General features: G+C 69.2%; 31 protein-coding genes. 13 read left to right on the forward strand and 18 right to left on the reverse strand.

What is annotated here, in order from left to right; translation table 11 throughout:
* Window positions 1-50 precede the first annotated feature (50 nt).
* The 6 genes from gnd to ABEA67_RS10170 all read right to left on the reverse strand — a co-directional run bounded on the left by gnd (window position 51) and on the right by ABEA67_RS10170 (window position 5,019).
* Window positions 51-1,151 (reverse strand): phosphogluconate dehydrogenase (NAD(+)-dependent, decarboxylating), encoded by a 1,101-nt coding sequence (gene gnd, locus ABEA67_RS10145; RefSeq protein ID WP_425557178.1) that lies wholly within the window; start codon window positions 1,149-1,151, stop codon window positions 51-53.
* Between the two features lie 133 nt (window positions 1,152-1,284).
* On the reverse strand, window positions 1,285-2,727 hold the full coding sequence (locus ABEA67_RS10150) for a YwqG family protein (RefSeq protein ID WP_345464720.1): 1,443 nt from the start codon (window positions 2,725-2,727) through the stop codon (window positions 1,285-1,287).
* 39 nt (window positions 2,728-2,766) lie between these two features.
* The gene (locus ABEA67_RS10155; protein WP_345464722.1) at window positions 2,767-3,021 is read right to left on the reverse strand and encodes a hypothetical protein; all 255 of its coding nucleotides are present in this window, start codon (window positions 3,019-3,021) and stop codon (window positions 2,767-2,769) included.
* Between the two features lie 20 nt (window positions 3,022-3,041).
* Window positions 3,042-3,593 (reverse strand): SRPBCC family protein, encoded by a 552-nt coding sequence (locus tag ABEA67_RS10160; protein ID WP_345464724.1) that lies wholly within the window; start codon window positions 3,591-3,593, stop codon window positions 3,042-3,044.
* 96 nt (window positions 3,594-3,689) lie between these two features.
* On the reverse strand, window positions 3,690-4,445 hold the full coding sequence (locus ABEA67_RS10165; RefSeq protein WP_345464726.1) for a PIG-L deacetylase family protein: 756 nt from the start codon (window positions 4,443-4,445) through the stop codon (window positions 3,690-3,692).
* Window positions 4,446-4,533: 88 nt separating this feature from the next.
* The gene (locus tag ABEA67_RS10170; protein ID WP_345464728.1) at window positions 4,534-5,019 is read right to left on the reverse strand and encodes a DUF4870 domain-containing protein; all 486 of its coding nucleotides are present in this window, start codon (window positions 5,017-5,019) and stop codon (window positions 4,534-4,536) included.
* A gap of 177 nt (window positions 5,020-5,196) precedes the next feature.
* On the opposite strand from ABEA67_RS10170, the gene rnhA reads away from it, so the two are divergent.
* The gene (rnhA, locus tag ABEA67_RS10175; protein WP_345464729.1) at window positions 5,197-5,757 is read left to right on the forward strand and encodes a ribonuclease HI; all 561 of its coding nucleotides are present in this window, start codon (window positions 5,197-5,199) and stop codon (window positions 5,755-5,757) included.
* Between the two features lie 110 nt (window positions 5,758-5,867).
* Entirely contained in the window at window positions 5,868-6,497 is a 630-nt protein-coding gene (locus ABEA67_RS10180; protein WP_345464731.1) for a class I SAM-dependent methyltransferase, read from the forward strand.
* Window positions 6,498-6,502: 5 nt separating this feature from the next.
* Here the strand turns inward: ABEA67_RS10180 and ABEA67_RS10185 are convergent, their stop codons facing one another.
* A complete protein-coding gene (locus ABEA67_RS10185; RefSeq protein WP_345464733.1) occupies window positions 6,503-6,922 on the reverse strand; it encodes a GNAT family N-acetyltransferase in 420 nt (139 codons plus the stop codon).
* An 82-nt stretch (window positions 6,923-7,004) separates the two neighbouring features.
* Between ABEA67_RS10185 and ABEA67_RS10190 the strand changes: the two genes are divergently transcribed.
* Both ABEA67_RS10190 and ABEA67_RS10195 read left to right on the forward strand, forming a co-directional pair.
* On the forward strand, window positions 7,005-8,396 hold the full coding sequence (locus ABEA67_RS10190) for an MFS transporter (RefSeq protein WP_345464735.1): 1,392 nt from the start codon (window positions 7,005-7,007) through the stop codon (window positions 8,394-8,396).
* Between the two features lie 108 nt (window positions 8,397-8,504).
* A complete protein-coding gene (locus ABEA67_RS10195) occupies window positions 8,505-9,881 on the forward strand; it encodes an MFS transporter (RefSeq protein WP_345464737.1) in 1,377 nt (458 codons plus the stop codon).
* Between the two features lie 79 nt (window positions 9,882-9,960).
* On the opposite strand, the gene glmU is transcribed toward ABEA67_RS10195, so the two are convergent.
* From glmU to ABEA67_RS10220, 5 genes are all read right to left on the reverse strand, one after another.
* Window positions 9,961-11,409, reverse strand: a complete 1,449-nt coding sequence (glmU, locus tag ABEA67_RS10200) for a bifunctional UDP-N-acetylglucosamine diphosphorylase/glucosamine-1-phosphate N-acetyltransferase GlmU (RefSeq protein ID WP_345464740.1) — start codon at window positions 11,407-11,409, stop codon at window positions 9,961-9,963.
* 112 nt (window positions 11,410-11,521) lie between these two features.
* Entirely contained in the window at window positions 11,522-12,436 is a 915-nt protein-coding gene (gene lgt / locus ABEA67_RS10205) for a prolipoprotein diacylglyceryl transferase (RefSeq protein WP_345464742.1), read from the reverse strand.
* 93 nt (window positions 12,437-12,529) lie between these two features.
* The gene (tatC, locus tag ABEA67_RS10210; protein ID WP_345464744.1) at window positions 12,530-13,300 is read right to left on the reverse strand and encodes a twin-arginine translocase subunit TatC; all 771 of its coding nucleotides are present in this window, start codon (window positions 13,298-13,300) and stop codon (window positions 12,530-12,532) included.
* Window positions 13,301-13,313: 13 nt separating this feature from the next.
* Window positions 13,314-13,592: a twin-arginine translocase TatA/TatE family subunit gene (locus ABEA67_RS10215; RefSeq protein WP_345464799.1), complete on the reverse strand. Its 279-nt coding sequence runs from the start codon at window positions 13,590-13,592 to the stop codon at window positions 13,314-13,316.
* A gap of 306 nt (window positions 13,593-13,898) precedes the next feature.
* Window positions 13,899-14,636: an SDR family oxidoreductase gene (locus tag ABEA67_RS10220; protein ID WP_345464746.1), complete on the reverse strand. Its 738-nt coding sequence runs from the start codon at window positions 14,634-14,636 to the stop codon at window positions 13,899-13,901.
* Window positions 14,637-14,874: 238 nt separating this feature from the next.
* Here ABEA67_RS10220 and ABEA67_RS10225 point away from each other — a divergent pair, with 238 nt between their 5' ends.
* Both ABEA67_RS10225 and ABEA67_RS10230 read left to right on the forward strand, forming a co-directional pair.
* Entirely contained in the window at window positions 14,875-15,363 is a 489-nt protein-coding gene (locus ABEA67_RS10225; protein ID WP_345464748.1) for a flavin reductase family protein, read from the forward strand.
* A gap of 84 nt (window positions 15,364-15,447) precedes the next feature.
* On the forward strand, window positions 15,448-15,717 hold the full coding sequence (locus ABEA67_RS10230; RefSeq protein ID WP_345464750.1) for a hypothetical protein: 270 nt from the start codon (window positions 15,448-15,450) through the stop codon (window positions 15,715-15,717).
* On the opposite strand, the gene ABEA67_RS10235 is transcribed toward ABEA67_RS10230, so the two are convergent.
* A complete protein-coding gene (locus tag ABEA67_RS10235; protein WP_345464751.1) occupies window positions 15,680-17,491 on the reverse strand; it encodes an ABC transporter ATP-binding protein in 1,812 nt (603 codons plus the stop codon). The genes ABEA67_RS10230 and ABEA67_RS10235 overlap by 38 nt on opposite strands.
* A 60-nt stretch (window positions 17,492-17,551) precedes the next feature.
* Between ABEA67_RS10235 and ABEA67_RS10240 the strand changes: the two genes are divergently transcribed.
* Window positions 17,552-18,523: a CobW family GTP-binding protein gene (locus tag ABEA67_RS10240; RefSeq protein WP_345464753.1), complete on the forward strand. Its 972-nt coding sequence runs from the start codon at window positions 17,552-17,554 to the stop codon at window positions 18,521-18,523.
* Between the two features lie 22 nt (window positions 18,524-18,545).
* A complete protein-coding gene (locus ABEA67_RS10245) occupies window positions 18,546-19,013 on the forward strand; it encodes a PaaI family thioesterase (RefSeq protein WP_345464755.1) in 468 nt (155 codons plus the stop codon).
* A 58-nt stretch (window positions 19,014-19,071) separates the two neighbouring features.
* Here ABEA67_RS10245 and ABEA67_RS10250 read toward each other — a convergent pair whose 3' ends face one another.
* Window positions 19,072-19,323: a hypothetical protein gene (locus ABEA67_RS10250; protein WP_345464757.1), complete on the reverse strand. Its 252-nt coding sequence runs from the start codon at window positions 19,321-19,323 to the stop codon at window positions 19,072-19,074.
* A gap of 44 nt (window positions 19,324-19,367) precedes the next feature.
* Between ABEA67_RS10250 and ABEA67_RS10255 the strand changes: the two genes are divergently transcribed.
* Window positions 19,368-19,637: a DUF3248 domain-containing protein gene (locus ABEA67_RS10255; protein ID WP_345464759.1), complete on the forward strand. Its 270-nt coding sequence runs from the start codon at window positions 19,368-19,370 to the stop codon at window positions 19,635-19,637.
* Between the two features lie 7 nt (window positions 19,638-19,644).
* The gene (locus tag ABEA67_RS10260; protein WP_345464761.1) at window positions 19,645-20,130 is read left to right on the forward strand and encodes a DUF3809 domain-containing protein; all 486 of its coding nucleotides are present in this window, start codon (window positions 19,645-19,647) and stop codon (window positions 20,128-20,130) included.
* A 15-nt stretch (window positions 20,131-20,145) separates the two neighbouring features.
* Here ABEA67_RS10260 and ABEA67_RS10265 read toward each other — a convergent pair whose 3' ends face one another.
* On the reverse strand, window positions 20,146-20,712 hold the full coding sequence (locus ABEA67_RS10265) for an NADPH-dependent FMN reductase (RefSeq protein ID WP_345464763.1): 567 nt from the start codon (window positions 20,710-20,712) through the stop codon (window positions 20,146-20,148).
* Between the two features lie 183 nt (window positions 20,713-20,895).
* On the opposite strand from ABEA67_RS10265, the gene metK reads away from it, so the two are divergent.
* The gene (gene metK, locus ABEA67_RS10270; RefSeq protein ID WP_345464765.1) at window positions 20,896-22,122 is read left to right on the forward strand and encodes a methionine adenosyltransferase; all 1,227 of its coding nucleotides are present in this window, start codon (window positions 20,896-20,898) and stop codon (window positions 22,120-22,122) included.
* A gap of 183 nt (window positions 22,123-22,305) precedes the next feature.
* Here the strand turns inward: metK and coaD are convergent, their stop codons facing one another.
* The 3 genes from coaD to ABEA67_RS10285 all read right to left on the reverse strand — a co-directional run bounded on the left by coaD (window position 22,306) and on the right by ABEA67_RS10285 (window position 23,891).
* On the reverse strand, window positions 22,306-22,830 hold the full coding sequence (gene coaD, locus ABEA67_RS10275) for a pantetheine-phosphate adenylyltransferase (protein WP_345464767.1): 525 nt from the start codon (window positions 22,828-22,830) through the stop codon (window positions 22,306-22,308).
* Window positions 22,827-23,378 (reverse strand): RsmD family RNA methyltransferase, encoded by a 552-nt coding sequence (locus ABEA67_RS10280; protein WP_345464769.1) that lies wholly within the window; start codon window positions 23,376-23,378, stop codon window positions 22,827-22,829. Before ABEA67_RS10280 ends, coaD begins: the two co-directional genes overlap by 4 nt.
* A gap of 69 nt (window positions 23,379-23,447) precedes the next feature.
* Window positions 23,448-23,891 carry a superoxide dismutase gene (locus ABEA67_RS10285; RefSeq protein ID WP_345464771.1) on the reverse strand — a complete coding sequence of 148 codons (444 nt, stop codon included), beginning with the start codon at window positions 23,889-23,891 and terminating at the stop codon, window positions 23,448-23,450.
* A 372-nt stretch (window positions 23,892-24,263) separates the two neighbouring features.
* On the opposite strand from ABEA67_RS10285, the gene mobA reads away from it, so the two are divergent.
* Both mobA and ABEA67_RS19460 read left to right on the forward strand, forming a co-directional pair.
* The gene (mobA, locus tag ABEA67_RS10290; RefSeq protein WP_345464773.1) at window positions 24,264-24,857 is read left to right on the forward strand and encodes a molybdenum cofactor guanylyltransferase; all 594 of its coding nucleotides are present in this window, start codon (window positions 24,264-24,266) and stop codon (window positions 24,855-24,857) included.
* 126 nt (window positions 24,858-24,983) lie between these two features.
* The coding region (locus ABEA67_RS19460) for an IS1/IS1595 family N-terminal zinc-binding domain-containing protein (protein ID WP_425557182.1) at window positions 24,984-25,071 on the forward strand (88 nt) is incomplete at its 3' end.

Raw genomic sequence — 25,071 nt, forward strand, 5'->3', positions numbered from 1 at the left:
GGGGGTGGGGCTGTCAGGAGTGGGGCCGCTTCCGGTCTGGTCTTCCGCGCTCATGCGTTCTTCCCTGGAACGGGACTGTCACCCGTGACGCGGTTCTGGCCCGTCTCGCCCAGTTCCTCGGCCTGCCTGCGGCTGCCGGTGTCGGCGTGCGCAGCCTCCACGGGGATGTTTTCCGGGGCGGCGGCCTTGGGATGTTCGCCGGGCTGCACCTCGGGCACCACGCCTTCCTGCCGGGTGGATTCCAGGACCTTGACGGCATGACCCCCAAAGGCGCGGCGCATCGCGCTGAGCATCTGCCCGGCGTAGCTGACCTCCTGCTGTGAGCGGAAGCGCATCTGCGTCGCCAGCGTGATGACCGGCGTGGGCACCCCCAGCTCGATGGAGTCGATCACGGTCCAGCGGCCCTCACCCGAGTCGGCCACGTAGTCCGAAAGCTGCGAGAAGTCGGTCTGGTTCTTCAGCGCCTCGGCGGTCAGGTCCAGCAGCCAGGAGCGAATCACCGAGCCGTGCCGCCACAGTTCGGCGATCTGCGCCATGTCGAGGTTGAAGACCTGGTGCGCGTGCATCAGCTCGAAGCCCTCGGCGTAGGCTTCCATCATCCCGTACTCGATGCCGTTGTGGACCATCTTCACGTAATGCCCGGAACCGCTCGGCCCCATGCGGCCCCAGCCCTCATTCGGCGCGGGCGCGAGCACCTCGAAAATCGGGCGCAGGCGCTCGACCGCTTCCTCGGGGCCGCCGATCATCATCGCGTAGCCTTCCTTCAGGCCCCACACGCCGCCCGAAGTGCCCACGTCCACAAAGTGAATGCCCTGCTGGGCCAACGCCGCGGCCCGGCGCATCGTGTCCTTGAAGTTGGAGTTGCCCCCGTCGATGATGATGTCACCGGGGGCGAGCCGCGCCGCCAGGTCGTCGATCACCGACTGGGTAATCTCCCCGGCGGGCACCATCACCCAGACGGCCCGCTGGCCCGGCTCGCCCAGCTTGTCGATCAGCTCGTCCATCGTGCGGGCACCCTCTGCGCCCTGCGACTCGATCAGCGCCACGTTGTCCGGGTTGCGGTCGTAGCCCACGATCTGCTGCCCGCCCTGCGTCAGCCGCAGCACCATGTTGCCGCCCATCTTGCCCAGCCCGATCATGCCCATCTTCATGTCTGACCTCCCGGCACCGGGCTGAACTCGGAAGCGGTTCCAGCCCCAGGTGCCTACTGAGAGGCATCATACGCGCGGGTCTGAGAAGCTCGGCGGCCCGGGCGCTAGGAAAACCTTCAGCCACAGCCCCGTTTCAGCCGCAGTCCCAGTGGTAGGCGACCTTTGAAAAGTCCCGCCGCTTCAGGTCCTGGGGGCGGATAAAGAAGTTGGCCGTGCCCACATCGCCCCACATCAGCCCCAGCCGCTCGTCGGAATCGAGCTGAAAGAGGAGGATCAGGTCGTCCGCGGGCTGGCGCGGGTCGGACTGGGTGAAGTTGGGATAGCCGCCCAGCTTGTGGTCGCCGGGGGAGAGGTTGTAGAGGACAGAGGCCAGGTCATGCCCCGTCACCCCCTCGGCCCAGATGTTCACTCCCAGCACCGCGGAGGCCATGCCGTCTGCCCCGCTCACGGGTTCGTGGTCGGGCAGGAAGGCCAGGGCGCGGGGCCGGAAGGGAAATGCCGTCTCCTCCTCCAGGGCATCCCAGTCGTAGGGAAGCTCTTCCCAGATGAGGGAACTGTCGTCAATCAGGCTTTCAAAGCCGCCCTCGCGCAGCCGCGCCACTTCCTGCGGGTCGTATTCAGGCCGGGGGACGGACGTGTCCAGCGCCGCCTCGTCCTCCACCACTTCCGGCCAGTACAGCACGCGGTAATGCTTCTGCGCGCCGTCCAGCTTCATGGAAGAAGCCATCTCCGCGCCGTAAAAATCGTCGTTCAGGATGAAGAATTGCAGGAGGCCCCGGCTGGGGAAATCGGGCAGCGCTTGGCCGTCCCCGTTCAGCTCCGCGAAGTTCACCTGCGCCAGAAACACCAGCGGGCGGGTGTCCTCGCCGCGGGCGTGGGGCCAGGCCGCTCCCTTCGGACGGTAAGGCACGCCGCCCACCTTGCTTTCCCACAGCCTCGGCTCGCGCCCCGGCTCGGCGGCGAGGCGCACGACTGGGCGTTCGCTCGCCTGGAGCTGCGGACGGTACGGCTCCAGAACGGGCGGGAGCCAGAGCGAGCCGCCCGCGTTGCGGCTGGTCAGGCGGAGGAAGCCTTCCTGCCGGAGTTCCTGACTCTTCTGATGAAAGGGCGTGTCGGCGGGCGGCGCTGAGACCTGCACCCGCCCCGCCATCAACTGCCGGAACCGCTCGCGCATGGCCGGGGTGGGGTTCCAGAGGAGGGAGCCGGACTTCTCATCATGGGTGACCGTCAGGCCGCCCTGCCGCTCCAGTTCGTGCTCGAACGCGGCCAGCTCCTCCCACAACCGGGCCGGAAAGCCCAGGTCCTCCACACCCAGGGTCCGCCCATTCTCCTGGAACACGCCCGCCTTTGCCATCTCGCGCAGGTGGCGCAGGGCGAACGGGTCCCACTGCCCCACCTGTTCCTGCGCCTCCCGCAGCGCCGCCACCTCGTCGAAGGCCGGACCGGGCAGCTCGGCCGCCCCTCGGCCACGCTCCAGACGGGTTACGCCCTCCGCAAAGGTGAGGGTGATGCGCTCGCCCGTGACGGGATGCTGCCACTCGTGGCGCTTGGGTGGTTCGGGTTGCGTTCCGGTCATGCTCTGTTCCTCCCAGAAATAAGCCCTAGCCCGCTGCGCTCAGCACTCGGCCCCCAGAGCGCGCACCTCTTCGCAGGTCAACCCCTGATACCGCTCGGTCAGGCGGTCGGCCAACTGGGGGGCTTGCTGGTACTGCCTGAACTCGTCCTCGCTGATGCGGAGTCGGGCGGGGTACTCCCCGATGCCGCGTTGCACCATGAACAGCAGGTAGGGCTGGCCGGTTTCCGGGTGCCGTCCCAGCGTGAGGCGCAGGTCCCGGAAGATCGTTTTATCCCGCAGGTCCCACAAATCCATGTCGGCTCCTACCGGTCCCGTTACCGCTTGCGCCGCGCCGCTTTGGCCGCGGCCTTCGCCGCCTGCTGTTCTTCCTTCTGTTTGCGCTGCATCTCGCGGCCCATGTCCTCCACGAGCTGCGCCCCCTGGGCGTCCACCTGGCGCTGGAGTTCGACCAGTGTGGTCACGACCAGGTTGTGCAGCATTCGCTCCAGGGGCTGGCGAATCCAGCGGTAGCGCACCCGGCCATTGACCGTCAGCGTGACCTCGGTGCCGCCCGGCATGGCCTTGAAGCTCCAGCCCTGGGTGAGCTTTTCCAGCGGCCCCACGTTGCGCACGCTCTCCCAGCCGCCGCGCAGCGGGGCCTGGAGTTGCCCGTACTTGGCGACAAAGCTCAGCCCCAGCAGCCGCCGGGAGAACTTGAAGCGCACCAGCACGTTGTTGGTGAGTTTCCCCTCGCCGCCCTCGTACTCGGCGCGGACCAGATTGGGGTCCCAGCGCACGCGCCGCTTCGGCTCCAGCGCCAGCCGGTACAGCACGTCCGGGCGCGCCCGCACCACGATGCTCTGCTTGATGTGGATGTCTTCGGACATGTCGGGGGCGAGTGTAGCGCCTCCGGGGCGCAGGACGCGGTGCGCGGTACGCAGGAAAAGCTCTTTTACCGCGCACCGCGTCCTGCCTCCCACGCACTAATCCAGATACGCCCGCGCCCGCAGATGCGAGGCCCGCAGGTTGAACCGCTCGGCGTACTTCACCCCGGCAAGGCGGCCCAGGGCGGCGCGGCCCTCGCGGAACTGCTCGGCGGTCCAGGCCCACTTGTAGAAGTCGCGGTAGTAGCCGGCGACCTCCTCGGCGGCCTCGAAGGTGTCGCTGGTGTCCACGAACATCTCCGGGTAGGGGCTGGCGGGGGCGTAGTACTGGTAGAAGCGCACCGGCTCGCGCCACGCTTCCAGGCGGGCCACGTCCTCGCCGCTTTCGACCGCCTCGTCGCCGCTGAGGTTGGGGGCGGGGGGCATGGCCGCGCCGCCGCCCGACTCGTTGATGATCTTGGGGATGCGGGCCAGGGTGATGGCGTCGAAGGCAATCTTGGCCGTCATGCGGTGGTCGGGGTGGGGGTGGTCGTCGCTCCAGGTGATGACCGCGTTGGGGCGGAAGTGCGCGTAGAGGCGGGCGAGTTGCAGCGCCTCACCTCGCCCGCCCGTCATCCGGCTGTCGCCCATGTCGAAAAAGTGGTACTTCGCGCCGATGCGCCCCGCCACCCACGCGCCGTGTTCGCGCCGCACCCGCCGCACCTCCTCGTGCGGGGTATCCCCGAACTGCGAGGCCAGCTCGCCCAGCGTGGTCCACACCAGCAGCACCTCGTCGCCGCGCGCCGCGTGCTTCGCCAGCGTCCCGATGCAGCCGATCTCGTCGTCAGGGTGTGCAAAGACCGCCATGATTCGCATGGGGAGAGGATAGGGGAGAGAAGGGGGCGGTGCGCGGTACGCAGGAAAAGCTCTGTTCACCGCGCACCGCGTCCCGCTTCCCGCGCCCTTACCGAACGAACCGGATACTCAGTGGATACCGGTACGCCCGCCCCTGGTTCACCCGCAGCACCGCCAGCAGCATCACCACCAGCGGAAAGGCCCACAGCACGATGGTGGCGGGAATGAAGAAGGCGAAAAAGGCCGCCAGCGAGCCGAAAAAGGCGAAGGCTCCCAGGCTGCCCGACCCCGCCGCTGCGCCCACCGCCCCGCCGAGCAGGCCCAGGCTGAAGAGGGCGAAGAACAGCAGCCCCACCAGGAACGAGTACAGCCACACGCTGAGCTGAAAGTTCAGCGCCTCCTTGCCCTGGCGGTCCAGCACCGGGGCGCGGTCGCGGAAGGCGAGCCAGGCGGCCAGCGGCCCCAGCACGTTGCCCAGGGCGGGCAGCACCAGCCCCAGCAGCGGCGAGAGGTGAATCACCAGCGCGGGCGTCCGCTCGGCTTCGGGGATGAAGTCCGGGTCGCGGGCGGGGGCCGTGGCGTGCGGGAGGCTCATGTTGACAGTACGCGCGGGGCTTCCCTACAGTTCCGGGGTTATGATACGGACTCCGATTGAAAGGTTTACTTGTAAACCTAAAAATCCGAGCGGGGCGAGCAGGAGAAAATACGGGTGCCGCGATATGGAGCAACGAGCGGCGCTTTCCCGCTTGTTGCGGAATGGAGCGGAATCCGTATGAGCAGGCCAGGCGGAAAGCCGCACTTCAGAAAGTCCGCCGCGCAAAAGGCGCAGGACGCCGCGCGTGACCTGCTGCCCATCAAGGCGGGCATCCAGCCGGCGGTGCCGGTCGCGGGCGAGCAGGTGGACCTCTACAGCGACGGGGCCTGCGACACCCAGGCCGGGCACGGCGGCTGGGCGACCATCCTCAACTACCGCGGCAAGGAACTGGTCCTCAGCGGCAACGAGCGGGAGACCACCAACAACCGCATGGAGTTGCGCGGGCTGCTGGAGGGCCTGCTGGTCCTCAAGCGTCCCTGTCAGGTGCGGGTCGTGACCGACAGCCAGTATCTGCGCAAGGCCTTCACCGACGGCTGGATTCTGAAATGGCAGCGCAACGGCTGGAAGACGGCGGGCGGCGAGCCGGTCAAGAACCAGGACCTCTGGGAGGAGTTGATTGCCCAGGCGAAGATTCACGCCCTGACCTTCGTGTGGGTGCGCGGCCACAACGGGCACGGCGAGAACGAGCGGGTGGACAAACTCGCCGTGGAGGAACGCAAGAAGCTCAGGAAGGGGTGAGGGTGCAGCGGTAGCCCACGGCGTTTATTGACTCCAGGTCTGACTTGAGACGCGGCTCGGCAAGAATTGTCCCTGGTCGACGACAATCACCAGAAGGCAGAATTAGGGCCATGTCCGGACACAGCCAGAACAGCCGCTGGGAGGCCTACCACCAGAAACTTCAGGGGCGACCGGCGAGGCCCACCCTCCGGCAGGCGCTTGAGCTGTTCGGTCAAGAGGCGCGTCCTGTTGGGGCTGACCTTGCCGTCGATCTGGGCTGTGGCGCAGGCAACGATACGCTGGCGTTGCTGGAGCGTGGCTGGAACGTCGTCGCTGTCGATCAGGACCCCAGAGCCATTCAAGGCCTGCGGGCCAGTCTCCCTCCTGGGCTTCAGGGCCGTCTCCAGGTGCAGCAGGCCACGTTCGAGACCTTGGAAGTGCCTCATGCCCTGATGTTCAATGCCAGTTACAGTCTTCCTTTTTGTGACCCAGCCGCCTTTCCTGGGTTGTGGGCGCAGCTCATGGAACGGCTCCTGCCGGGTGGACGCTTTGCTGGACAGTTCTTCGGGGAACGCGACGGCTGGGCAGGGCGTCCCGGCATGAACTTTCACACCCGGGCCGAGGTCGAGGCCATGTGTCGCACGCTGGAATTGGAACACTTTGTCGAGGAAGACGAGGAAGGCCCGACAGCGCTTGGTGGTCTCAAGCACTGGCATGTGTTCCATGTCATCGGGCGTCGACCCTGGGACAATCCCTCCTGAATAGCTCAGGAAGGGGTGAGAACGCAGCGGTAGCGTACCCAGTCCCAGCGACTGGGGATGGAACTGACCTCGAACCCGGCGCGGCGGTAGAAGCCGACTGCGCTGTCGTCCGTCTCCGCGACGAGGCGCGCGGCGTTCAGGTGAGCGGCCACCGCGTGCAGCAGCGCCCGCGCGTGCCCCCGCCCCTCCTGGCCCGGTGTGGTGCCAAGGTGCAGCACCTCCACATCTCTTCCCGCTGGCTCGCCTTGCTGGCGGATGCCCGCCGCGCTCACGGGCTGGCCGCCCACCACCCAGGCATAGACCTGGCGCTCCGTGCCCAGGCGGTAGCTCTCCAGAGTGCGGCGGAGGCGTTCGGGGTCGGGGAACATGGCGCGGGCGAGCAGGGCTTCCAGTTCGGGGGTGAGGGTGCCGGGCCGGGTCAGCATGGGGGCAGGGTATGGCCCCTCCCGGCGGCCCCCGCCATCCGGCGTATGGTCCCGCCGGCCCGCGCGGCTTACGCTGCCGCTGATGCCTCCCGTGCCCGACTCCGCCCCCGCAGCCCCAGCGAACGGCTGGCGCACGTTCCTCTGGCTGTGGGGGTCGCAGGCGCTGAGTGTGCTGGGGGGCGGGCTGAGCGGGTTCGCGCTGAACATCTACCTCACGCAGACACGCTTTCCGCTGGACACGCAACGGGCCGAGCTGGCACACGCGCTCTCGCTGACGGCGCTGGGCTGGACCTTCGCGGCCCTCGTGGGTGCGCCGCTGGCCGGTGCCCTCGCGGACCGCTGGGACCGCCGCCGCATGATGCTGGCCTGCGACCTGCTGGGGGCGCTGGCGCTGCTGGGCGGCGTGGCCCTGATCACGCTGACCACGCCGCCCGTGTGGGCGCTGGTGCTGTTCACGGCCACGCTGGGGCTGATCGGCACCTTTCACGGCTCGGCGTTCGACACCAGTTACGCGGTGCTGGTGCCCAGGGCGCAACTCCCGCGCGCCAACGGCATGATGCAGACCATCTGGAGCCTGTCGGGCCTGCTGAGTCCGGCGCTGGCGGCCTTTCTGATTGGCCTGCCGGCGCTGGCACGGACAGGCGGCGGCCCCGCGTGGCTGGCAGGCGTCCGGGACGGCGTGCCGCTCGCGTTTGCCATCGACGCGGCGACCTTCGTGCTGGCCGCGCTGGTGGTCTGGCGGCTCTCGATTCCCACACCGCTGCGCCGGGACTGGAGGGGTGGAGCGGCTGGCCCGCGCCCCACCCTGTGGCAGGACATGCGCTTCGGGTGGCGCTTCATCTTCGCGCGGCTGCCGCTGCTGCACCTGCTGCTGACCTTTGCCGCCGTGAACCTGCTCACCAGCGGCGTGGGCGTGCTGCACCCGCTGCTGGTGCGCTTTGCGCTGGGGACGGACGCGGCGGCGCACGGCCTCTCGCAGCAGGCGGCGCTGGCGACCCTCTGGACGGCGTTCAGCGCGGGGGGACTGGCGGGGGGGATGCTGGTCAGCACCTGGGGCGGGCTGAAGCGGCGGCGGGTGCTGGGGGTGCTGGTGCCTGCCCTGCTGGCGAGCGCGGCGCACGCGGCGAGCGGGGTGCTGGGCGCACTGGTGCCCGTTTGCCTCGCCGTGGCCTGTTTCGGCCTGATGATGCCCCTCATGAACGCGCATTCGCAGGCCATCTGGCAGGCACAGGTGCCGCCCGACATGCAGGGCCGGGTGTTCAGCGTGCGCCGCCTGCTCGCCCAGTTCACCGGCCCGGTCAGCACGGCGCTGGCGGGCCTGCTCGCCGCCCGGTATGCCCCCGGAAGCCTCCTGCTGTGGTCGGGGCTGCTGCTGGTACTGGTCGCGGCGGTGGGGCTGCTGAACCCGGTGCTGCGCCGGGTGGACACGCCGTTGACCGATGCCTCGGGGATAACCGCCGCGCCGGGTGATTGACTCCGGAGCGCCGCGAAGAACCCCCCAGGCCCTCTCCGGCCAGCTTCCGCCCGGACGCCGCAGATTTGTGCCCACGCCATCACACCACACGTTCTAGACTGCCGTGTCATGTCCTCAACTGACTCTCATGGCACGCTGGCGGGCGGCTGGCGCACGTTCCTGGTCCTCTGGGGTTCGCAGTCGATCAGCCAGATTGGCAGTTATGTGGCGTGGTTCGCGCTGAACGTGTATGTGGCGCAGACGCTCTATCCGGACCCGGCACAAAAGGCCCCGCTGGCCCTCGCGCTGGGGGCCTTTGCCATCGCCGCCACGCTGACGGCGGTGCTGCTGGCCCCGCTGGCCGGGTCGCTGGTGGACCGCACCCCCCGCCGGCGCGTGATGCTGGCCTGCGACGTGTTGAGCGGCGCTGTCACCCTGGGCATGTGCGCCCTGATGTTCAGCATGGTGGTGCCCTTCTGGCTGCTGTTCGCCTACGTGATCGTCACGCAGTCGCTGAGCATCTTTCACGAGGCGGCGCTGGAAAGCAGCTACGCGATGATCGTGCCGGGGGAGCAGCTGACCCGCGCCAACGGCATGATGCAGACCACCCGGCAGTTCAGCAACCTGCTGGCCCCCACGCTGGCGACCCTGCTGATCGGGGTTCCGGCCCTGCTGGGGCGCGGCTCATTGGGCGGGGGCTGGCTGGCCCACCTGGGCAGCGGCGTGCCCTTTGCGCTGCTGGTGGACGGCGTGAGCTTCCTGATCGCCGCCGCCTTCCTGGCCGGGCTGACCATTCCCAGCCCGCCGCCCGCCGAACACCACGGCAGCGCCGCCGCCAACCTCCGGGCCGACACGCGCCTGGGCTGGACTTACCTGCTGCGCCGCCCGCCCCTGCTGCATCTGCTGCTGCTGGCCGCCGCGCTGAACTTCGCCACCGCCGCCATCCCGGTGTATCAGACCCTGCTGACCACCTTCACGCTGGAACCCGACCGCACCGCGCGGGGCCTGAGCTTCGCCGCCACGCTCGCCATCATCCAGACGGTCACCAGCGCGGGGATGTTCCTGGGCGGCCTGGCGATCAGCGCCTGGGGCGGCCTGAAAAAGCGGCGCGTGCTGGGCATCCTGGTCCCGGCCCTGCTGTCGGGCGCGGGTCTGGTCCTGATGGGGCTTTCGGGCAACGTGTACCTGACCGCCGCCGCCTTCGCCCTCACCGTGTTCGTGATGCCCATTACCAACGCGCACAGTGGCGGCATCTGGCAATCGCAGGTCCCGCGTGAACTCCAGGGCCGGGTGTTCGCGGTGCGCCGCATGATCGGCCGCATCACCGTGCCGCTGGGCATGGCCCTCGTCACCGGCCTGTCCGCCAGCCTGCCCCCCGGCCCGGTCATCGCCGCGATGGGCGTGCTGGTCATTGCCATCTGCGCCTGGCAACTGCTGAACCCCAGGGTGCAGCGGGTGGAGGACCGCGAGTATCTGGAGGGGCTGGCGGCGGCACGGGGAGGATAGGGGGGAGGTGGTACGCGGTGCGCGGTACGCGGGAAAAGAAGTTCCTGCGTACCGCGCACCGCTTCCTGCGTACCTGTCCTTACCCCTGCCGCTCCAGCCACCCCGCCAGCCAGGGCAGTTTCTGCCCCACTTTCTCCCGCAGCCCGCCCCAGTAGCGGCGCGACCAGCCCTCCAGGGTGCGTTGCTTGCCGCGCGCAATCGCCAGGGCACCCTCCGGCACGTCCTCGTGGACGGCGCTGCCCGCCGCGATAAAGGCCGCGTCCCCGACTGTGCGGGGGGCAATCAGCGTGGAGTTGGAGCCGATGAAGACGCCCGCGCCGACCCGGCTCTGGTGCTTCTGCACGCCGTCGAAGTTGGCGACGATGGTGCCCGCCCCGACGTTCGTCTCCGCGCCAATGGACACGTCGCCCAGGTAGGCGAGGTGCCCGGCCTTGACCCCCGCGTCCAGCCGCGCGTTCTTCGTTTCCACGAAGTTGCCGATGTGGACGCCCTGGCCCAGCACCGTGCCGGGGCGCAGGCGCGCGAACGGCCCCACGTCGCTGCCCTGGCCGACGTGCGCGCCCTCCAGCACGCTGTGGGGTTTCACGGTCACGCCCCCCTCCAGCACGCTGTCGGTCAGGACGCTGTAGGCCCCGACGGTCACGCCGTCCGCCACCCGCGTCTCCCCGCGCAGGATCACGCCCGGCTCGATGGTCACGTCGCGGCCCAGCGTCACCGTGTCCTCGATGCGGATGGTGTCGGGGGCCTGCAAGGTGGCCCCGGCCCGCATGTGGGCGGTGTTGATGCGCTCGCGAAGGATGGCCTCGGCCTGGGCGAGCTGGGTGCGGTCGTTCGCGCCCATCACCTCGCCCGCGTCCGTCAGCTTGAAGGCGCGGACCGGTGCGCCCTCCCCCCGGTACAGTTCCAGCAGGTCGGTCAGGTAATACTCGCCCGCCGCGTTGTCGTTGGTGATGCGCCGGGCCAGTTCGGGGGCGCGGCGATCCATCACGTACACACCGGAGTTGAACTCGCGCACCGCCTTTTCCTGGGGGGTCGCGGCCTTTTCCTCCACGATGCGCTCCACGTTGCCCTGCGCGTCCCGCAGGATGCGGCCATAGCCGGTCGCGTCAGGCAGCTCGCCCGTCAGGATGGTCAGGGCGCTGTGCCCCGCGCGGTGGTCGGCAATCAGGGCACGCAGCGTGTCCGTGCGCAGCAGCGGCGTGTCGCCGTACAGCACCAGGATGTCGGCGTCGTCCTGCGGGCCTAGCGCCTCCGCGCCCACCAGAAAGGCGTTCCCGGTGCCCAGTTGCTGCGCCTGCCGCGCGAAGCGCACGCCGGAGCCTGCCAGCGCCGCCTCCACCTGTTCGGCCCCGTGGCCCGTCACCACCACGATGTTGCGCGCGCCCAGCTCCTGCGCGGCCTTGACGGCCCAGGCCACCATCGGGCGGCCCGCCACGGGATGCAGCACCTTCGGCAGCGCCGACTTCATGCGGGTGCCCTGCCCCGCCGCGAGAATCACCACGTCCAGGGGACGTTCCGTTTGAGTCATTCAGATCACCTGTCCGGGGAGCAGTGTAAGGGAAGCAGACAGCGTTCAGCCGTCAGCAAGAAGAAGGGCAGTGGCTTCTCAGGTCCACTGCCCCCCGTCTTGCTGCTGAGAGCTAAGCGCTGACGGCTGACGGCTCCCGCGTGTCCGGCTTCTGCCGGATACGCCACAGCATCCAGAGGCTCACCAGAATCAGCGGAATGCTGATCAGGTGTGTTTCGGTCCACAGACCGATGCCGGGTTTGTCGAGGCCCTGGCTGAGGTAGGACTTGAGGGGCAGGGGGTTGAGGCGGAAGGTTTCCTCGGCCCCCGCGCGCAGGATGGAGTACCACAGCCAGAACTGCCAGAAGGCCCAGCCCGCCTTGCGCGAGCGCAGCCAGAAGAAGGCGGCGACCGACAGGATGATGCCGATGATCACGCCGTACATCTGCGTGAAGTGGACCGGGGCCGTCATCATGATCTGCCCGCCGACCTCGTGGCAGTACCGGGAGAGGTCGAGGTCGGGGTTGGGGTTGGGCACGCACATGCCCTCGTGGAAGGCGCGGGCGGAGGCGGGCCAGTGGTAGCCGATGGGCCAGCCGGTCACGCGGCCCACCGTGTCGGTGCCGTTCATGATGTTGCCGATGCGCCCGCCGATGATGCCGAACGCCACGCCGGGCACGCACAGGTCGGCGTACTGGTAGAAGTTCAGCCGGTAGCGCCGGGTGTAGTAGATCAGCACCAGAATCCCGCCGATCAGGCCGCCGTGGATGCTGATGCCGCCCTGCCGCAGGTTGATGATGTCCAGCAGCACCTGCGGAAAGGGAATGCTCGCGAACTGGTGCCAGGAGGTCAGCACGAACACCAGCCGCGCGCCCACCAGCCCCCAGATGATCATCCACAGGATCATGTCGTTGAAGAGGTTCACGTTCAGGCCGCGCTCGCGGGCCAGCCGGGTGCCCACCCACACACCCGCCACGATGCCCAGCGTGATCAGCACGCCATACCAGGCAATCGTGAAATTGCCGATCTGAAGGAATACCGGATCCATAAGTCCTGCGCAGTCTATGCCCTTTGTGACCCCCGGCACCCGGCAAGAAAAAACCCGGCCCCGGAGAGCCGGGCCGGGCGGGGGAGGAAGGGGTCAGGCCCCGATGGCAGGCACGTCTTCGGCCGGGACCACCCGGAACGCGCGCGAGAGCAGCACGCCCAGCTCATAGAGCGCGTAGAGCGGCACGGCGACCAGCAGCATGCTGCCGGGGTCGGGGGTCGGCGTGATGATGGCGGCGAACAGCATGATGCCTACCAGGGCAAAGCGCCAGGCCTTGCGCAGCATCAGGTGGTTCACCAGGCCGATGCGGGTGAGGATGATCGCCAGGATCGGCAGCTCGAAGGCAAGGCCAAAGGCCACCAGAAAGGTCGTGACGGTGCCGATGTAGCTGCCCAGGCTGAGAATCGGCGTGACCGCCCCGCCCAGGAAGTCCAGCAGGAACTTGACCATGCTGGGCAGCACCAGCGTGTAGCCGAACGCCGCGCCCAGCAGGAACGACAGCCCTGCCCCGATGATGAAGGGCAGCGACCAGCGCCGCTCGTGCGGGTACAGCCCCGGCGCGATAAAGGCCCACAGCTGCCACAGGATGAAAGGCAGGGCCAGCGCCAGGCCCGCCCAGAACGACAGGTTGATGCTGAGCATGAACTGGTCGGTGAGGTTCAGCGTGACCAGTTGCACCTTGTCCTGCTGGTACAGGACCGAATAGCGCAGCGGTCCCTTGATCAGCTCGATCAGTTGCAGGCGGTACTGAAAGGCTGCGGCCATCCCGACCGTCAGGAAGACCAGGCTGATGATGATGCGCTTCCGCAGCTCTTCGAGGTGATCGAGCAGCGGCGCGCTCTTGAGGTCCTGTCCCTGCGTCATGCTCCGGCCAGCCTTACGCGCGGTGGTCGCGCTCGGTGACGGTTTCCACTACGCGCCCGTCGGCCGAGCGGGTCACCTCGGTGGTCACGGTGGTCTGCGGGTCGAGGGGGCGGGCGGGCACGTCCGTCACCACGACCTCCTTCACATCGGGGCCGGCGGGGTCGCGGACCTCCTTCTTGAATTCCTTGATGCCCTGGCCCATGCCCTTGCCGAGTTCGGGCAACTTGCGCGCCCCGAAGATCAGGGCGATCACGACGACGATCAGAATCAGTTCCAGCGGTCCGAGTCCCAACATGCCTTCCTCCTTGAGAGATCCGCGCCAGGGGCGGGAAGGAGCCTCTCGTGTCTGCCTGCTTTCAGCCTAGCGCCCCCGAGTGAGGCGCACCGCCTGCCTCATCACAGGTCCTGCTACCTGTGTGTATGCGGTCCTGCACCGTTCGGATCGGCCCCATTCCATAGCGTTTCTTCATGGACTTCCGGCCTGGGAGGGCGGGCAGGGAAGGCCTGACCGTCAGGCAACCGGAACCAGATGGGGTACCGAGCCGTTCGACGGTTTGACCGTTCGACCCCTCCTGTGTGCCGCTCGCAGGAGGCCCCCTCAGATGCTCCAGCCGCCGTCCACCAGCACCTCCTGCCCGGTGATGTACCCGGCCTCGCAGGTGGCGAGAAAGGCGACGGCCGCACCCACCTCGTTGGGCTGCCCGAAGCGGCGGGCGGGAATGCGCTGCTGGAGCCGCTCGGCCTCGGCGGGGTTGCTGTGCAGTGCCCGGAGCCGCTCGGTGGCCGTGTAGCCGGGCGCAACCGTGTTGCAGGTCACGCCGTCGGAGGCGACCTCCAGCGCCAGGGTGCGCAGGTAGTTGGTCACGCCCGCCCGCAGCGCGTTGCTGACCGGCAGGGTGGGCGCGGGCCGCCCCACGGTCAGGCTGGTGACGGCGATGATGCGGCCCCACCCCCGCTCGCGCATGCCCGGCAGCACGGCCTCTGCCAGCCGCACGGTCGAGAGAAAGGTCACGTCGAAGCCCCGCTGCCAGGCCTCCTCCGTGACCTGGCTGGGCAGGCTGGGGGGCGGCCCGCCCGCGTTGCTGACCAGAATATCTACCGGCCCCGCCGCCCTCGCGGCCTCCACCGCTGCGCGCACGCCCTCCGGTGTGCCCACGTCGGCCACCACGCAGCGCGCCCCCAGGGCGTCGGCGGCCGTCCGTAGCGCCGCTTCCCCCCGCGCGGCGACCGTCACGTGTGCGCCCAGCCGCACCAGGGCGTGCGCCGCCGCCAGCCCGATACCCCGGCTGGCCCCGGTGACCAGCGCGTGTTTGCCGTCCAGTCTGAAGAGGGTCATGGGCCAGGGTAATACGGATTCCGCGGTATGAAGCAACAAGCGGGAAAGCACCACAAGGCGGCTCCATACCGCAGAATCCGTCCTTTCTCCGGCTCGCCTCGCTCGGGTTCGAGGTTTATCTGTCCACCTTTCCAGTGGAGTCCGTAGAACAGGCCGTAGAACAGGCGCAGGGCGCGGCTGACGCTGTTCCCGCCGTCTGCCGCCGCAGGGTTGCCCCCCCACTCGCTACACTCAGCCCATGACCTCTTCTGGCCCTGAAGGCATTCCCCCCTACGAGTTCCGGCAGACGCTCGGGCGCTTTGCCAGCGGCGTGACCATCATCACGGCCACGGACGGCCAGGAGCGGCGGGGTATGACGGCCAGCGCCTTCGTGTCGGTCAGCCTGACGCCCCCGCTGGTGCTGGTGAGCGTGGACCACCGCGCCCATATGCACGCCCTGCTCTCGGAAGCCGAGGTCACGCGCTTCGGCGTGAGCGTGCTGAGCAGCGCCCAGCGTCACCTGAGCGACCACTTCGCCGGACGCCCCGGCCCCGAGGAAGCCGTGCCCTGGTTCGACCACGAGGGCCTGCCCCTGATCGGCGGCAGCGTCGCCCAGCTGGTGTGCCGCAAGGAGCAGGTCATTCCCGCCGGCGACCACACCCTCTACCTGGGCTTCGTGGAGTACGCCCGCTACACGGACGACGACCCGCTGCTGTATTTCCGCGGGCAGTACCACGAGCTGGGGTAGAGGTGAGGTGCGCGGGATGCAGTGTGCAGTGCGCGGGAGAGACGAACGGCGTACCACGTACCGCGCACCGCGTACCCTCCTTCCATGCCCCCCTTCCTTCTCCAGCTTCTGATTGCCCTGGCGCTGGTCGGCCTGACCTTTGCCGTGTCGTACCCGCTGGAGGTGGGGGGTGGGCGGAGCGTGGACATGCTGGACGCCTTCCTGCTGGTGTTCGCGCTGGTCAACCTGCGCTTGAGCTGGGGTGCGGCGAACCTGGCGAACGGGGGCCGCGCGCCTGCCTGGTTCGTGCTGGTGGGGCTGCTGACGGCGGCGCTGATCACCTACGCGATGATGGGGGCACTGACGCCGCGCTGACGGCTGTGGGCCGGGTGCCGTCGAGGTTCTGCGCGGCCCGTTCGAGCGCGGCGTAGGCCCCGCCACGGGCACGCAGGGTGGCGGGCGGGCCGTCCTCGACCACCCGTCCGCCGGCCAGCACAAGCACCCGGTCGGCCCCACGGGCCAGGCTCAGGCGGTGGGTCACGATCAGGGCGGTGCGCCCGCGCATCAGTTCATCCAGCGCGACGACCACCAGGGCCTCGCTCTCGGCGTCCACGGCGCTCGTCGGCTCGTCGAGCAGCAGCACGGCAGGCCGGGCGAGCAGCGTCCGCGCGATGGCGAGGCGCTGGCGCTGGCCCCCCGACAGCCGCACGCCGCGCTCGCCCACCACGGTGCCCAGCCCCTCCGGCAGCGCCCGCACGAAGTCCAGCGCGTGGGCGGCCTTCAGGGCGGCCTCGACCTCCGCCAGGCTCGCATCGGGCCGCGCGTAGCGCACGTTTTCCAGCACCGTGTCGTGAAAGAGGAAGGTGTCCTGCGGCATGGTGACGGCGTGGGAACGCAGGCTCTCCAGCGTCACGTCGCGCACGTCCACCCCGTCGAGCGTGACCCGCCCGGAGAGGGGGTCGTAGCCGCGCGTGACCAGCGACAGCAGGGTGCTTTTGCCCGCGCCCGATTCGCCCAGAATCGCCACCCGCTGCCCTGCCGGGATGGTCAGCGTCACGTCCCGCAGCACGGGCCGGGCGGGGTCGTAGCCGAAGGTCACGTCCTCGAAACGCAGCTCGCCGCGCACGGGTTCGGGGAGGGGGCGCGCGCCGGGACGCTCGGTGACAGCCACGGGCGCGTCCAGTACCTCGAAGACCCGGCGGCCGCTCGCCTCGGCCCGTTGCAGCAGGTCGCCGATATTCACCAGGTCGTCGATGGGGCCGTAGAAATAGCGCCCGTAGCCGCGGTAGGCCAGCAGCCCGCCCAGCGTGAACTGCCCGGCCATGATCAGCCACGCGCCACCCCCCAGCATGATCACGTTCCCCAGGTTCGCCACGAAGCGGGCCAGCGGAAAGGCCCGGTTTCGTAGCGCCACCGCCCGCACCTGCTCGGCGTAGAGCGCCTGCCCCAGCGCCTCGACGCGGCGTGTTTCCGCCCCCTCGCGCGCGAAGCCCTGCACCACCCGGATGCCCCCCAGGCGGTCGGTGATCAGTGCCGAGAGGTCGCCCAGGCGGGTCCGCGCCGCGCGGTAGGCGGGCCGCACCGTCTGCCCGTAGCGGCGCAGCATCAGGGCAACCGCCAGCATGGGCAGCGTGACCAGCACTCCCAGCAGGGGTTGCAGCGCGATGAAGATGCCGATCACCCCCACGATCCGCAGCGCGTTCGCCAGCACCGCGTCCGTGCCGCGCACCAGCACGTCCTGAAGGCCGTCCACGTCGCCCGTCACCCGCGCGATCAGGTCCCCGGTGCGCTGCGTCTCGAAGTACGCCGCCGACTGCCCTTGAAGCTTGCGGTAGACGCTCAGCCGCAGGTCCAGCGTGAGCTGCTGCCCCGCCCGCTCCAGCAGCAGGCCCCGCCACGCCGACAGCAGTTGTTGCACGGCGAACACCCCGACCAGCAGGGCGAGCTGCCCCCCGATAAAGCGCCAGTCGCGCGCCGGCAGGCCACGGTCCACCACCCGGCTCCACACCAGTGGCGGGTACAGCTCGGCCACCACGCTGCCCACCAGCAGTGCCAGCCCCAGCAGGACCGTGCGGCGGTAGGGCATCAGCAGCCCATACAGGCGGCGGAGCACTGGCGGGGCGGCGGGGTCAGCCGGTGGGGCAGTCACCCGCGCAGGCTAGCTCCCCGCTCACGGTCAGACGGCGAGGGGGCACTCTATGCTGCCCCCATGACTGCCCCCGCTTCCCCCACTGACGGCCGCCCGACCGATGAGCGCGTGCCCGTCATCGTCATCGGCGGCTTTCTGGGGGCGGGCAAGACCACGCTGGTCAACCACCTGATCCGTTCGCTACCCCACCGCCTGGGGGTCATCGTCAACGAGTTCGGGCAGACGGGTGTGGACGGTGGCCTGGTCGAGCGTTTGCAGGACGACGTGACCGAACTCGCGGCGGGTTGCCTGTGCTGCACGGGCCGCGACGACCTGCTGCGCGCGCTCGTGACCATTAGTCTGCGGGAGCGGAAGCCCGACGCCGTGCTGGTCGAACTCAGCGGCGTGGCAGACCCCACCCCGGTGCTGACCACGCTGCTGGACCGCTCCGTCCGCGCGGCCTTCCGCGTGACCACCCTTGTCGCGGTGGTGGATGCCCGCCACGTCCTCCAGACCCTGCGTGACCACCCGGAAGCCGCGCGGCAACTCGCCTACGCGAACGTCATCGTGCTGAACAAGACCGACCTGGCCGACCCGGTGCTGCTCGACCACGCCGAGGGGGTGCTGCGCGGCGTGAACCCCCTGGCGCGCGTGGTGCGGGTGGAGCGGGCGCAACTCGACGCCGATGCCCTCCTCGCCCGCGACGACTTCGACCCCCGGGTGCTGGACGGGGCCGAACCCACGGCGCACACCCCCGGCCTGACCTCCTTCACCCTGCGCGCCGCCTCGCCCCTCGACCCCTACCGCTGGCAGCGCTTCATGACCGACTTCATCCTCTCGCGCCCCGCCGAGGTGCTGCGGGTGAAGGGCTTCCTGAGCCTGCACGGCTACCCCCAGCGGGTGCTGTTCCAGGCGGTACGCGACCTCTTCACCGCCGACGCCTGGGACGAGGCGGACGGACAGACCGAACTGGTCTTCATCGGGCGGGGGCTGGAGCGGGCAGAGTACGCGGCGGCGTTCGCGGAGTGCGTGACGGAAACGGAGCCGGCGTAAGCGTCTGCCTTATCCTCCCCCCATGACCCTGCACCCCGACCTGCACCTGCCCACCCCCGACGAACTGGACCGCCTGACCCCGGAGGAACTCGCCGGGCGGCTGAGCGGCCTCTCGGGCACGCTGGGCGAACGCCTGGGCATCCAGCTTCTGACGGCTGGCCGCGAGCGCCTGACCGCCCGGATGCCGGTGGAGGGCAACCGCCAGCCCGCCGGGCGGCTGCACGGCGGCGCGAGCCTCGCCCTGGCCGAGGAACTCGCCAGCATCGGCACCTGGCTGAATCTGGACGTGCGCCGTCAGGTGGGCGTCGGCGTGGACGTGAGCGGCACCCACGTGCGCGGCGTGACCGGCGGTTTCGTCACCGCCGAGGCGAACCTCGCCTACCGCGGCCGCACGGTGATGGTCTGGACGGTGGAAGTGCAGGACGAACGCGGAAGGACGACGACCCTGGCGCGGTGTACCTGCAATGTGGTGACGCATGCAGGAGGCTGAAGGCCGAAAGCGGATGGCAGAAGGCTGACCAACGCTTTTGGCCTTCAGCCATTTGCCATCAGCCTTCTGCCTCCCCGAAGCCCGCCAGTGCCCCCGGCTCCAGCAACCAGTCGTCCTCCCGCTTTTGCGCCTGTCCGGCCTGGGCCATGCGGTTGAGTTCGGCCTCCACCCGCTGCCCCACGCGGCGCAGGGGCATGTCGTCCGCGCCCTCCACGCCGCGCCAGGTCAGGAAGGCGCGGTGAAAGGCGGGCAGGGCGTCCAGGCCCACGCGGGTTTCGAGGTCACGCCAGGAGAGGGGAGAGGCGGTCATGGTCCCCGTTCTACCCTGCCCCCGCCCCACGTACAATGGCCGGCATGACGGACGCCGCCTCTCCTGACGGTGCTGGCCCGAATGGCGCTGGCCCCGACCTGCCCCCGGAGCTTGCCCGGCACCTGGAGGCGCTGGGCGGGCAACTGGTCTGGCGCATCGGCAAGGACGAGCTGAGCGACGACGTGGTGGTGCGGCTGGGGTACGCCTCGGCCACCCCCCGCTTCGCGCACCTGCCCCGGCTGCGCAGCGTGGCCGACACCGAGTTGCAGGCGGCCCTCAGCGAAAACCGCGTGGTGATCGAATGGGTGGACTGATTCCGGCGTGGTGATCGAGGCGCAGCAGAGCTTTACCCTCACCCATCCCGGCGGGCGGGCGGCGGCGCTGGCGTTCGTGCGGGACGCGGGGGCGGCCCTCTCCCGCGTCCGCTTCCTGCGTGACCTGCGCGGCGACCGCGAGGGCGTGACCGGCGAACTGGTCGTGCCCGTTCCCGTGCTGGGCGAGGTGGACCTGCCCTTTCGCAGCCGCCTGACCGTCACGCCGGACGGCGCGGCCCTCACGCCCGAACCCCTGGCCGGCGAGCGGGCCTGGGTGGAGGTGGCCGGCCAAGCCGGCGTGGATGAGGTCGGGGCCGTCACCTTCCACTTCCATTTCCGCGCCCACCTCACGCTGCCCCAGGCCGAGGGCTGGGGTGGGGCCGCCTTCGAGAAGATGGTGCGGGCGGCGGCGGGGCGCACGCTGGAGCGTGTGGCGGGCGAGTTGCCGGTCGGGATCGGGGCGGCGATGGGGGCGGGGCGGGGACAACCGTAGAGCGGAAAGCCTGGACTATTCGGCCCCACGTGGAGACAGCCACACATGTGTGGCGAGGGTCCCCAGAACGCTTGCCACCTGTTCACGAATGGCGGCATCGGCAATCAGCCCCTCCGCGCCGATGCTCTGCCGCGCCACCGGAATCCGGGTGCAGGCGGCCTCGACAATGACCGTGCCTGTGTAGCCAAGGACGCGGCGCAGGGAGGCGTGGGCATCCGCGGCCCCGGTAGGCGAGGCCGTCCCGGCGGCATTGATCCAGGCTGCGGGCATGCAGTAGGTTTCTCCCCCGCCCACGGTCCAGTCCAGCAGGTTCTTGAACGACCCCGGAAGTGCCCCGGCGTACTCGGGGGTCGAGAACAGCAGGGCATCTGCCGCTGCGAGGGCCGCCCGCAGGTCACGAACGGCGGGATGGAGGGAGCCTTGGTCATCGTCGGGGTTGAAATGCGGCAGTTGTCCCAGGCCCGTATAGAGTACGGCGTTGACGCCCATAGGGGCGACCGCCTGCGCCGTTTGCAGCAGCGCGGTGTTGGTTGACCCAGCCCGCAAGCTGCCCGAAATCATCAGGATGGTCACGGGGTTCATGGAGGCCCAGCCTAACGCTCCCCGTCCCGCATCGCTGCCTTTCGTCCTTTCGCCGGGCGGGGCGGGTGGAGTAGGCTGCCCCTGTCCCGCCCTCACGCGAGCGGCGGACCGTGTGGGGACCGCAGCGACATCCCTCTCCAGGTGGTTCTGTGAGACGCCCCCCCGCGCGTGCAAGGAGCGAAGATGCGGAAGTTTTACACGTCGGAGTCGGTCTCGGAAGGCCACCCGGACAAGCTGGCGGATTTCATCTCGGACTCGCTGCTCGACGAGTTTCTGCGGCAGGAACCCGGAAGCCGCGTGGCGGTCGAGACGCTGCTGACCACCGGCATGGCGGTCGTGGCGGGCGAGGTGTCGGCGCGTGACGCGCGGGTGGACGTGCAAAAAACAGTGCGCGACGCCGTGATGAAGGTGGGCTACACCCGCGCCAACTACGGCTTCGACGCCGAGTACAGCGCCGTGCTGGTGTCCATCCACGAACAGAGTCCGGAAATCGCCGGGGGCGTGAACTTCTCCGAGGAATGGCGCGGGATGAGCGAGGAGGAACGCGCCCGCCCCGAGAATGCCTACAGCCGCATCGGCGCGGGCGACCAGGGCCTGATGTTCGGCTACGCGACCGACGAGACGCCCGAGCTGATGCCGCTGCCCATCAGCCTCGCGCACCGGCTCACGCGCCGCCTGGCCGAGCTGCGCAAGGCGGGCACGCTGCCCTACCTGCGCCCCGACGCCAAGGCCCAGGTGACGGTGGTGCGCGACGGCGAGCCGCACGAGGCGACCGAGACGTTCGTGGACACCATCGTTATCAGCACCCAGCACAGCGAGGGCGTGACGCAGGAGCAAATCGCGGCGGACATGCTCGAACACGTCATCCGCCCGGTGATTCCCGCCGAACTGCTCACCTCCGGCACCAACTACTTCATCAACCCCAGCGGCCGCTTCGTGATTGGTGGGCCGCACGGCGACACCGGCCTGACCGGGCGCAAGATCATCGTGGACACCTACGGCGGCGCGGTGCCCCACGGCGGCGGGGCCTTCTCCGGCAAGGACCCCACGAAGGTGGACCGTTCGGCGGCCTACTACGCCCGCTACATCGCCAAGAACATCGTGGCGGCGGGGCTGGCGCGGCGGGCGCTGGTCGAGGTGGCCTACGCCATCGGGCGCGCGCATCCCGTGTCCTTGCGGGTGGACACCTACGGCACCGGCACCGTCAGCGACGAGCGCCTGGCCGAACTGGTGCGCGAACACTTCGACGCCCGCCCCCAGGCCATCATCGCGGAGCTGGACCTCCAGCGGCCCATCTACGCCCAGACCGCCGCCTACGGTCACTTCGGCCGCCCCGAGTTCCCCTGGGAGCAGACGGACAAGGCAGAAGTGCTGCGCCGCGCCGCCGGGGAGCTGAAGCAGGAAGCCTGACGCCCTGAAGTGGGGAGGCCGGGGAGTGGGTGCCCCGGCCTCTGTCGTGTGGCTGTCACGCTGCTTGCGATTCAGGCACCGGTGAGCTATGAGCCGTGAGCTATGAACCAGCACGTAGGGAGCCTGCGCTTTGGCGTCAGCCATCTTTTTCATAGCCCATAGCTCACCGCTTTGCCCCGGCCCTCAGCCTTCCGCCTTCTGCCCTCTGCCTTCTTCCCGCTCGGCGTACACGTCCGCGAACATGCGCCGCAGGGCCGCCGCGCTCGCCCGCGGCACCATCTCGCTGATGTCGCCGCCGTAGCTGGCGATTTCCTTGACCATCGTGGAGCTGACAAAGCTCCAGCGGGTCGCGGCCATGATGAACACCGTCTCCACCTCGCCAATCTGCCGGTTGAGGTGGGCGATCTGGAGTTCGTACTCGTAGTCGCTCACCGCGCGCAGGCCCCGGATGATGATGCCTTTTTGCTGCTGGCGCATGTAGTCCACCAGCAGGCCGCTGAAGCTGTCCACGCTGACGTTCGGCAGGTGCGCGGTGGCCTCGTGCAGGGTTGCCAGCCGTTCCTCCAGGGTGAACAGGTGGCGGCCCTGCTTGCGGGCGTTGTGCATCACGGTGACGGTCACGTGGTCGAAGATGCGCGCGGCCCGCGTCAGCACGTCCATATGGCCGCTGGTGACGGGGTCGAAGGAGCCGGGAAAGACGGCGTTCATGCGGGTCCGATGTTATCCCCTGCGCCGCCGTCCCGCACATACAGCGTCAGGGTATTGCTGCCGTACACCCGCTCCTCGCGCATCCAGCCGGGTTCATCCGGGAGGTGGGTGCGGTCGGGATGCTGCGCCACCAGCAGGCCGCCGGGCGCGACCACTCCCGAGGCGAGCAGCTTCTGCGTCAGCGTGGGGATGTCCTGCACGTAGGGCGGGTCGCTGAACACCACGCCGAACTCGCCCAGGCGTGCCAGCAGGGCCAGCGCGTCGCCCTTCAGCAGGCGGACGGGCAGCCCCAGCAGGCGGCTGTTCTCCTCCAGCGCGCGGACGGCGCGGGCGTCCTTTTCGATCAGCGTCACGTCGTAGCCCCGGCTGGCGGCCTCCAGCCCCACCGCGCCGCTGCCGCCGTGCAGGTCCAGAAAGGTGCCGGACGGTGCCCGGAAAGCCAGCAGGTCGAAAAGGCTCTTGCGGATGCGCGCGCCGCTGGGCCGGGCGCTGTCGGGGACTTTCAGGGCGCGGCCTTTGGCGCTGCCGCCCAGGATTCGGACGCTCACGCAAGGCAGGGTAACGCAAACGCGCCCCGCGCCGCTGAGGGCCGGGGCGTGCTTGCCGCGATAGAGGGGCTACATCTTCGGCATCTGCACGGCGGTACAGGCCACGCCCGGGTCGGCGGGGGTGCCCTGGGTGTCGCTTGCGGTGTGGACGTTGAAGTACGTGGCATTCATCACGTCGGCGCGGGGGGCGCTGCCCATCAGTGTCAGCATGCCGCTGGCGTCGGTCATGCCCACGATCTTGCTGCTCATGATGGCCGGGCCGCCGCTGCTGCACGGGTTGGTACTGGCTGTCCCCTGGTTGTGATAGTGCGCGACATAGTTCTGGTTGGGTTTCAGCCCCATGACTTTCGCCTCGGTCATCACACTGTCGCCGGAGACCTTGCTCATGACCGTTCCGGTGGGGTTCAGGTCCCCCGCCGCCGGCTGCTTGCCGAGGGTGTAGGGGCTGCCGGGCAGCATCATGGTGCAGGACGCGAGAACGAGGGGAAGCGCCAGCGCGGAAAACTTCTTCATGGGTAATCCTCCCTGAATCGGTCGAACTTGAATAAGGTGAACTGCGGGTAGTGTGTCCATAGCCCGGAGAGGCACAGTGTCGGCCACCACGCAATATGGAAGAAATGTAAAGAGGTGCCAGTTTGCCCCAGTTCCCCCTCCAGTCCCGAACTATCCAGGAGTCCACATGTGCCCCACTGCTTCTCCAGCCCCCCTTTCCCCCCAGGCGTTAGAGCGGCGCTCCGTTGCGTGGCCGCATGTCTCAGGCGTCCACTCCACTTCGCGCCGCGCTTTTTGCGCTTCTCGCTTCGCTCGGAAAGGTTGCCAAAAGGCGGCAACCTTTCTGCGCCCCACCCTAGAGCGGGGGGACCACACGAAGTGGGAAACGGAATCGTGAGAGATGTGGTCGCGGCCATCACGGCGGGCGGACGCTCCAGCCGCTTCGGGAGTGACAAGGTCCTCGCCCTGTGGGAGGGCAGGCCCCTGCTGGAACACGTCGCCGCGAGCCTGGCCGCCTGCCCCCTGCGTCTGCTGATTGCCCCGCCCGGTCGCTATGAACTCCCCGGCTGGCGGAACGTGCCCGACACCCGCCCCGGCGAGGGGCCACTCGCCGCCCTGGAGGCAGCCCTGAGGACCGCGCAGGTGGAGGCTGGCTCCATCTGGGTGGCCTTCGCCGGGGTGGATATGCCCCGCCTGACGCCCCCGTACTGGGAGGCGCTGGCGCAGGCACGCACACCGGACGCCAGCGCCATTCTTGCCCTGGACGCCGCGGGCCGCCCGCAACCGCTCGCCGCGCTGTACCACACGGCGCTGCTGCCGCACGTCACGGCCCGGCTGGATGGGGGAGAGCGCCGGCTGCGTGCGGCGGCCCTGCCCGAGTTGACCGTGACTGTCCCCTTCCACATCCTTCAGGCCGTCAGCCCGGACGCCCTGCGAAACGTGAACACGCCTGCCGACCTTGCGGCTCTCGGGGAAGCCGGGCGATAAACGGGCAATAAAAAAGCCGCCTCTTCGGGCGGTGATGTCAGAAACTATAGCGTGGTATGCAGCCGAAGTCAAATGTTGCAGCCGCATGGTAGTGGCATTCAGGGCATGACGGGAGTTCAATGAAGCATGAACACTCCACCCTGCCCAGCGTGCGGTGGCGTCTACACCGTGAAAAACGGCCACGCGCATACTCACAAACAACGCTACCTGTGCC

Source organism: Deinococcus carri (genome assembly GCF_039545055.1).
In the GTDB taxonomy this organism is placed as follows: Bacteria; Deinococcota; Deinococci; order Deinococcales; family Deinococcaceae; genus Deinococcus; species Deinococcus carri.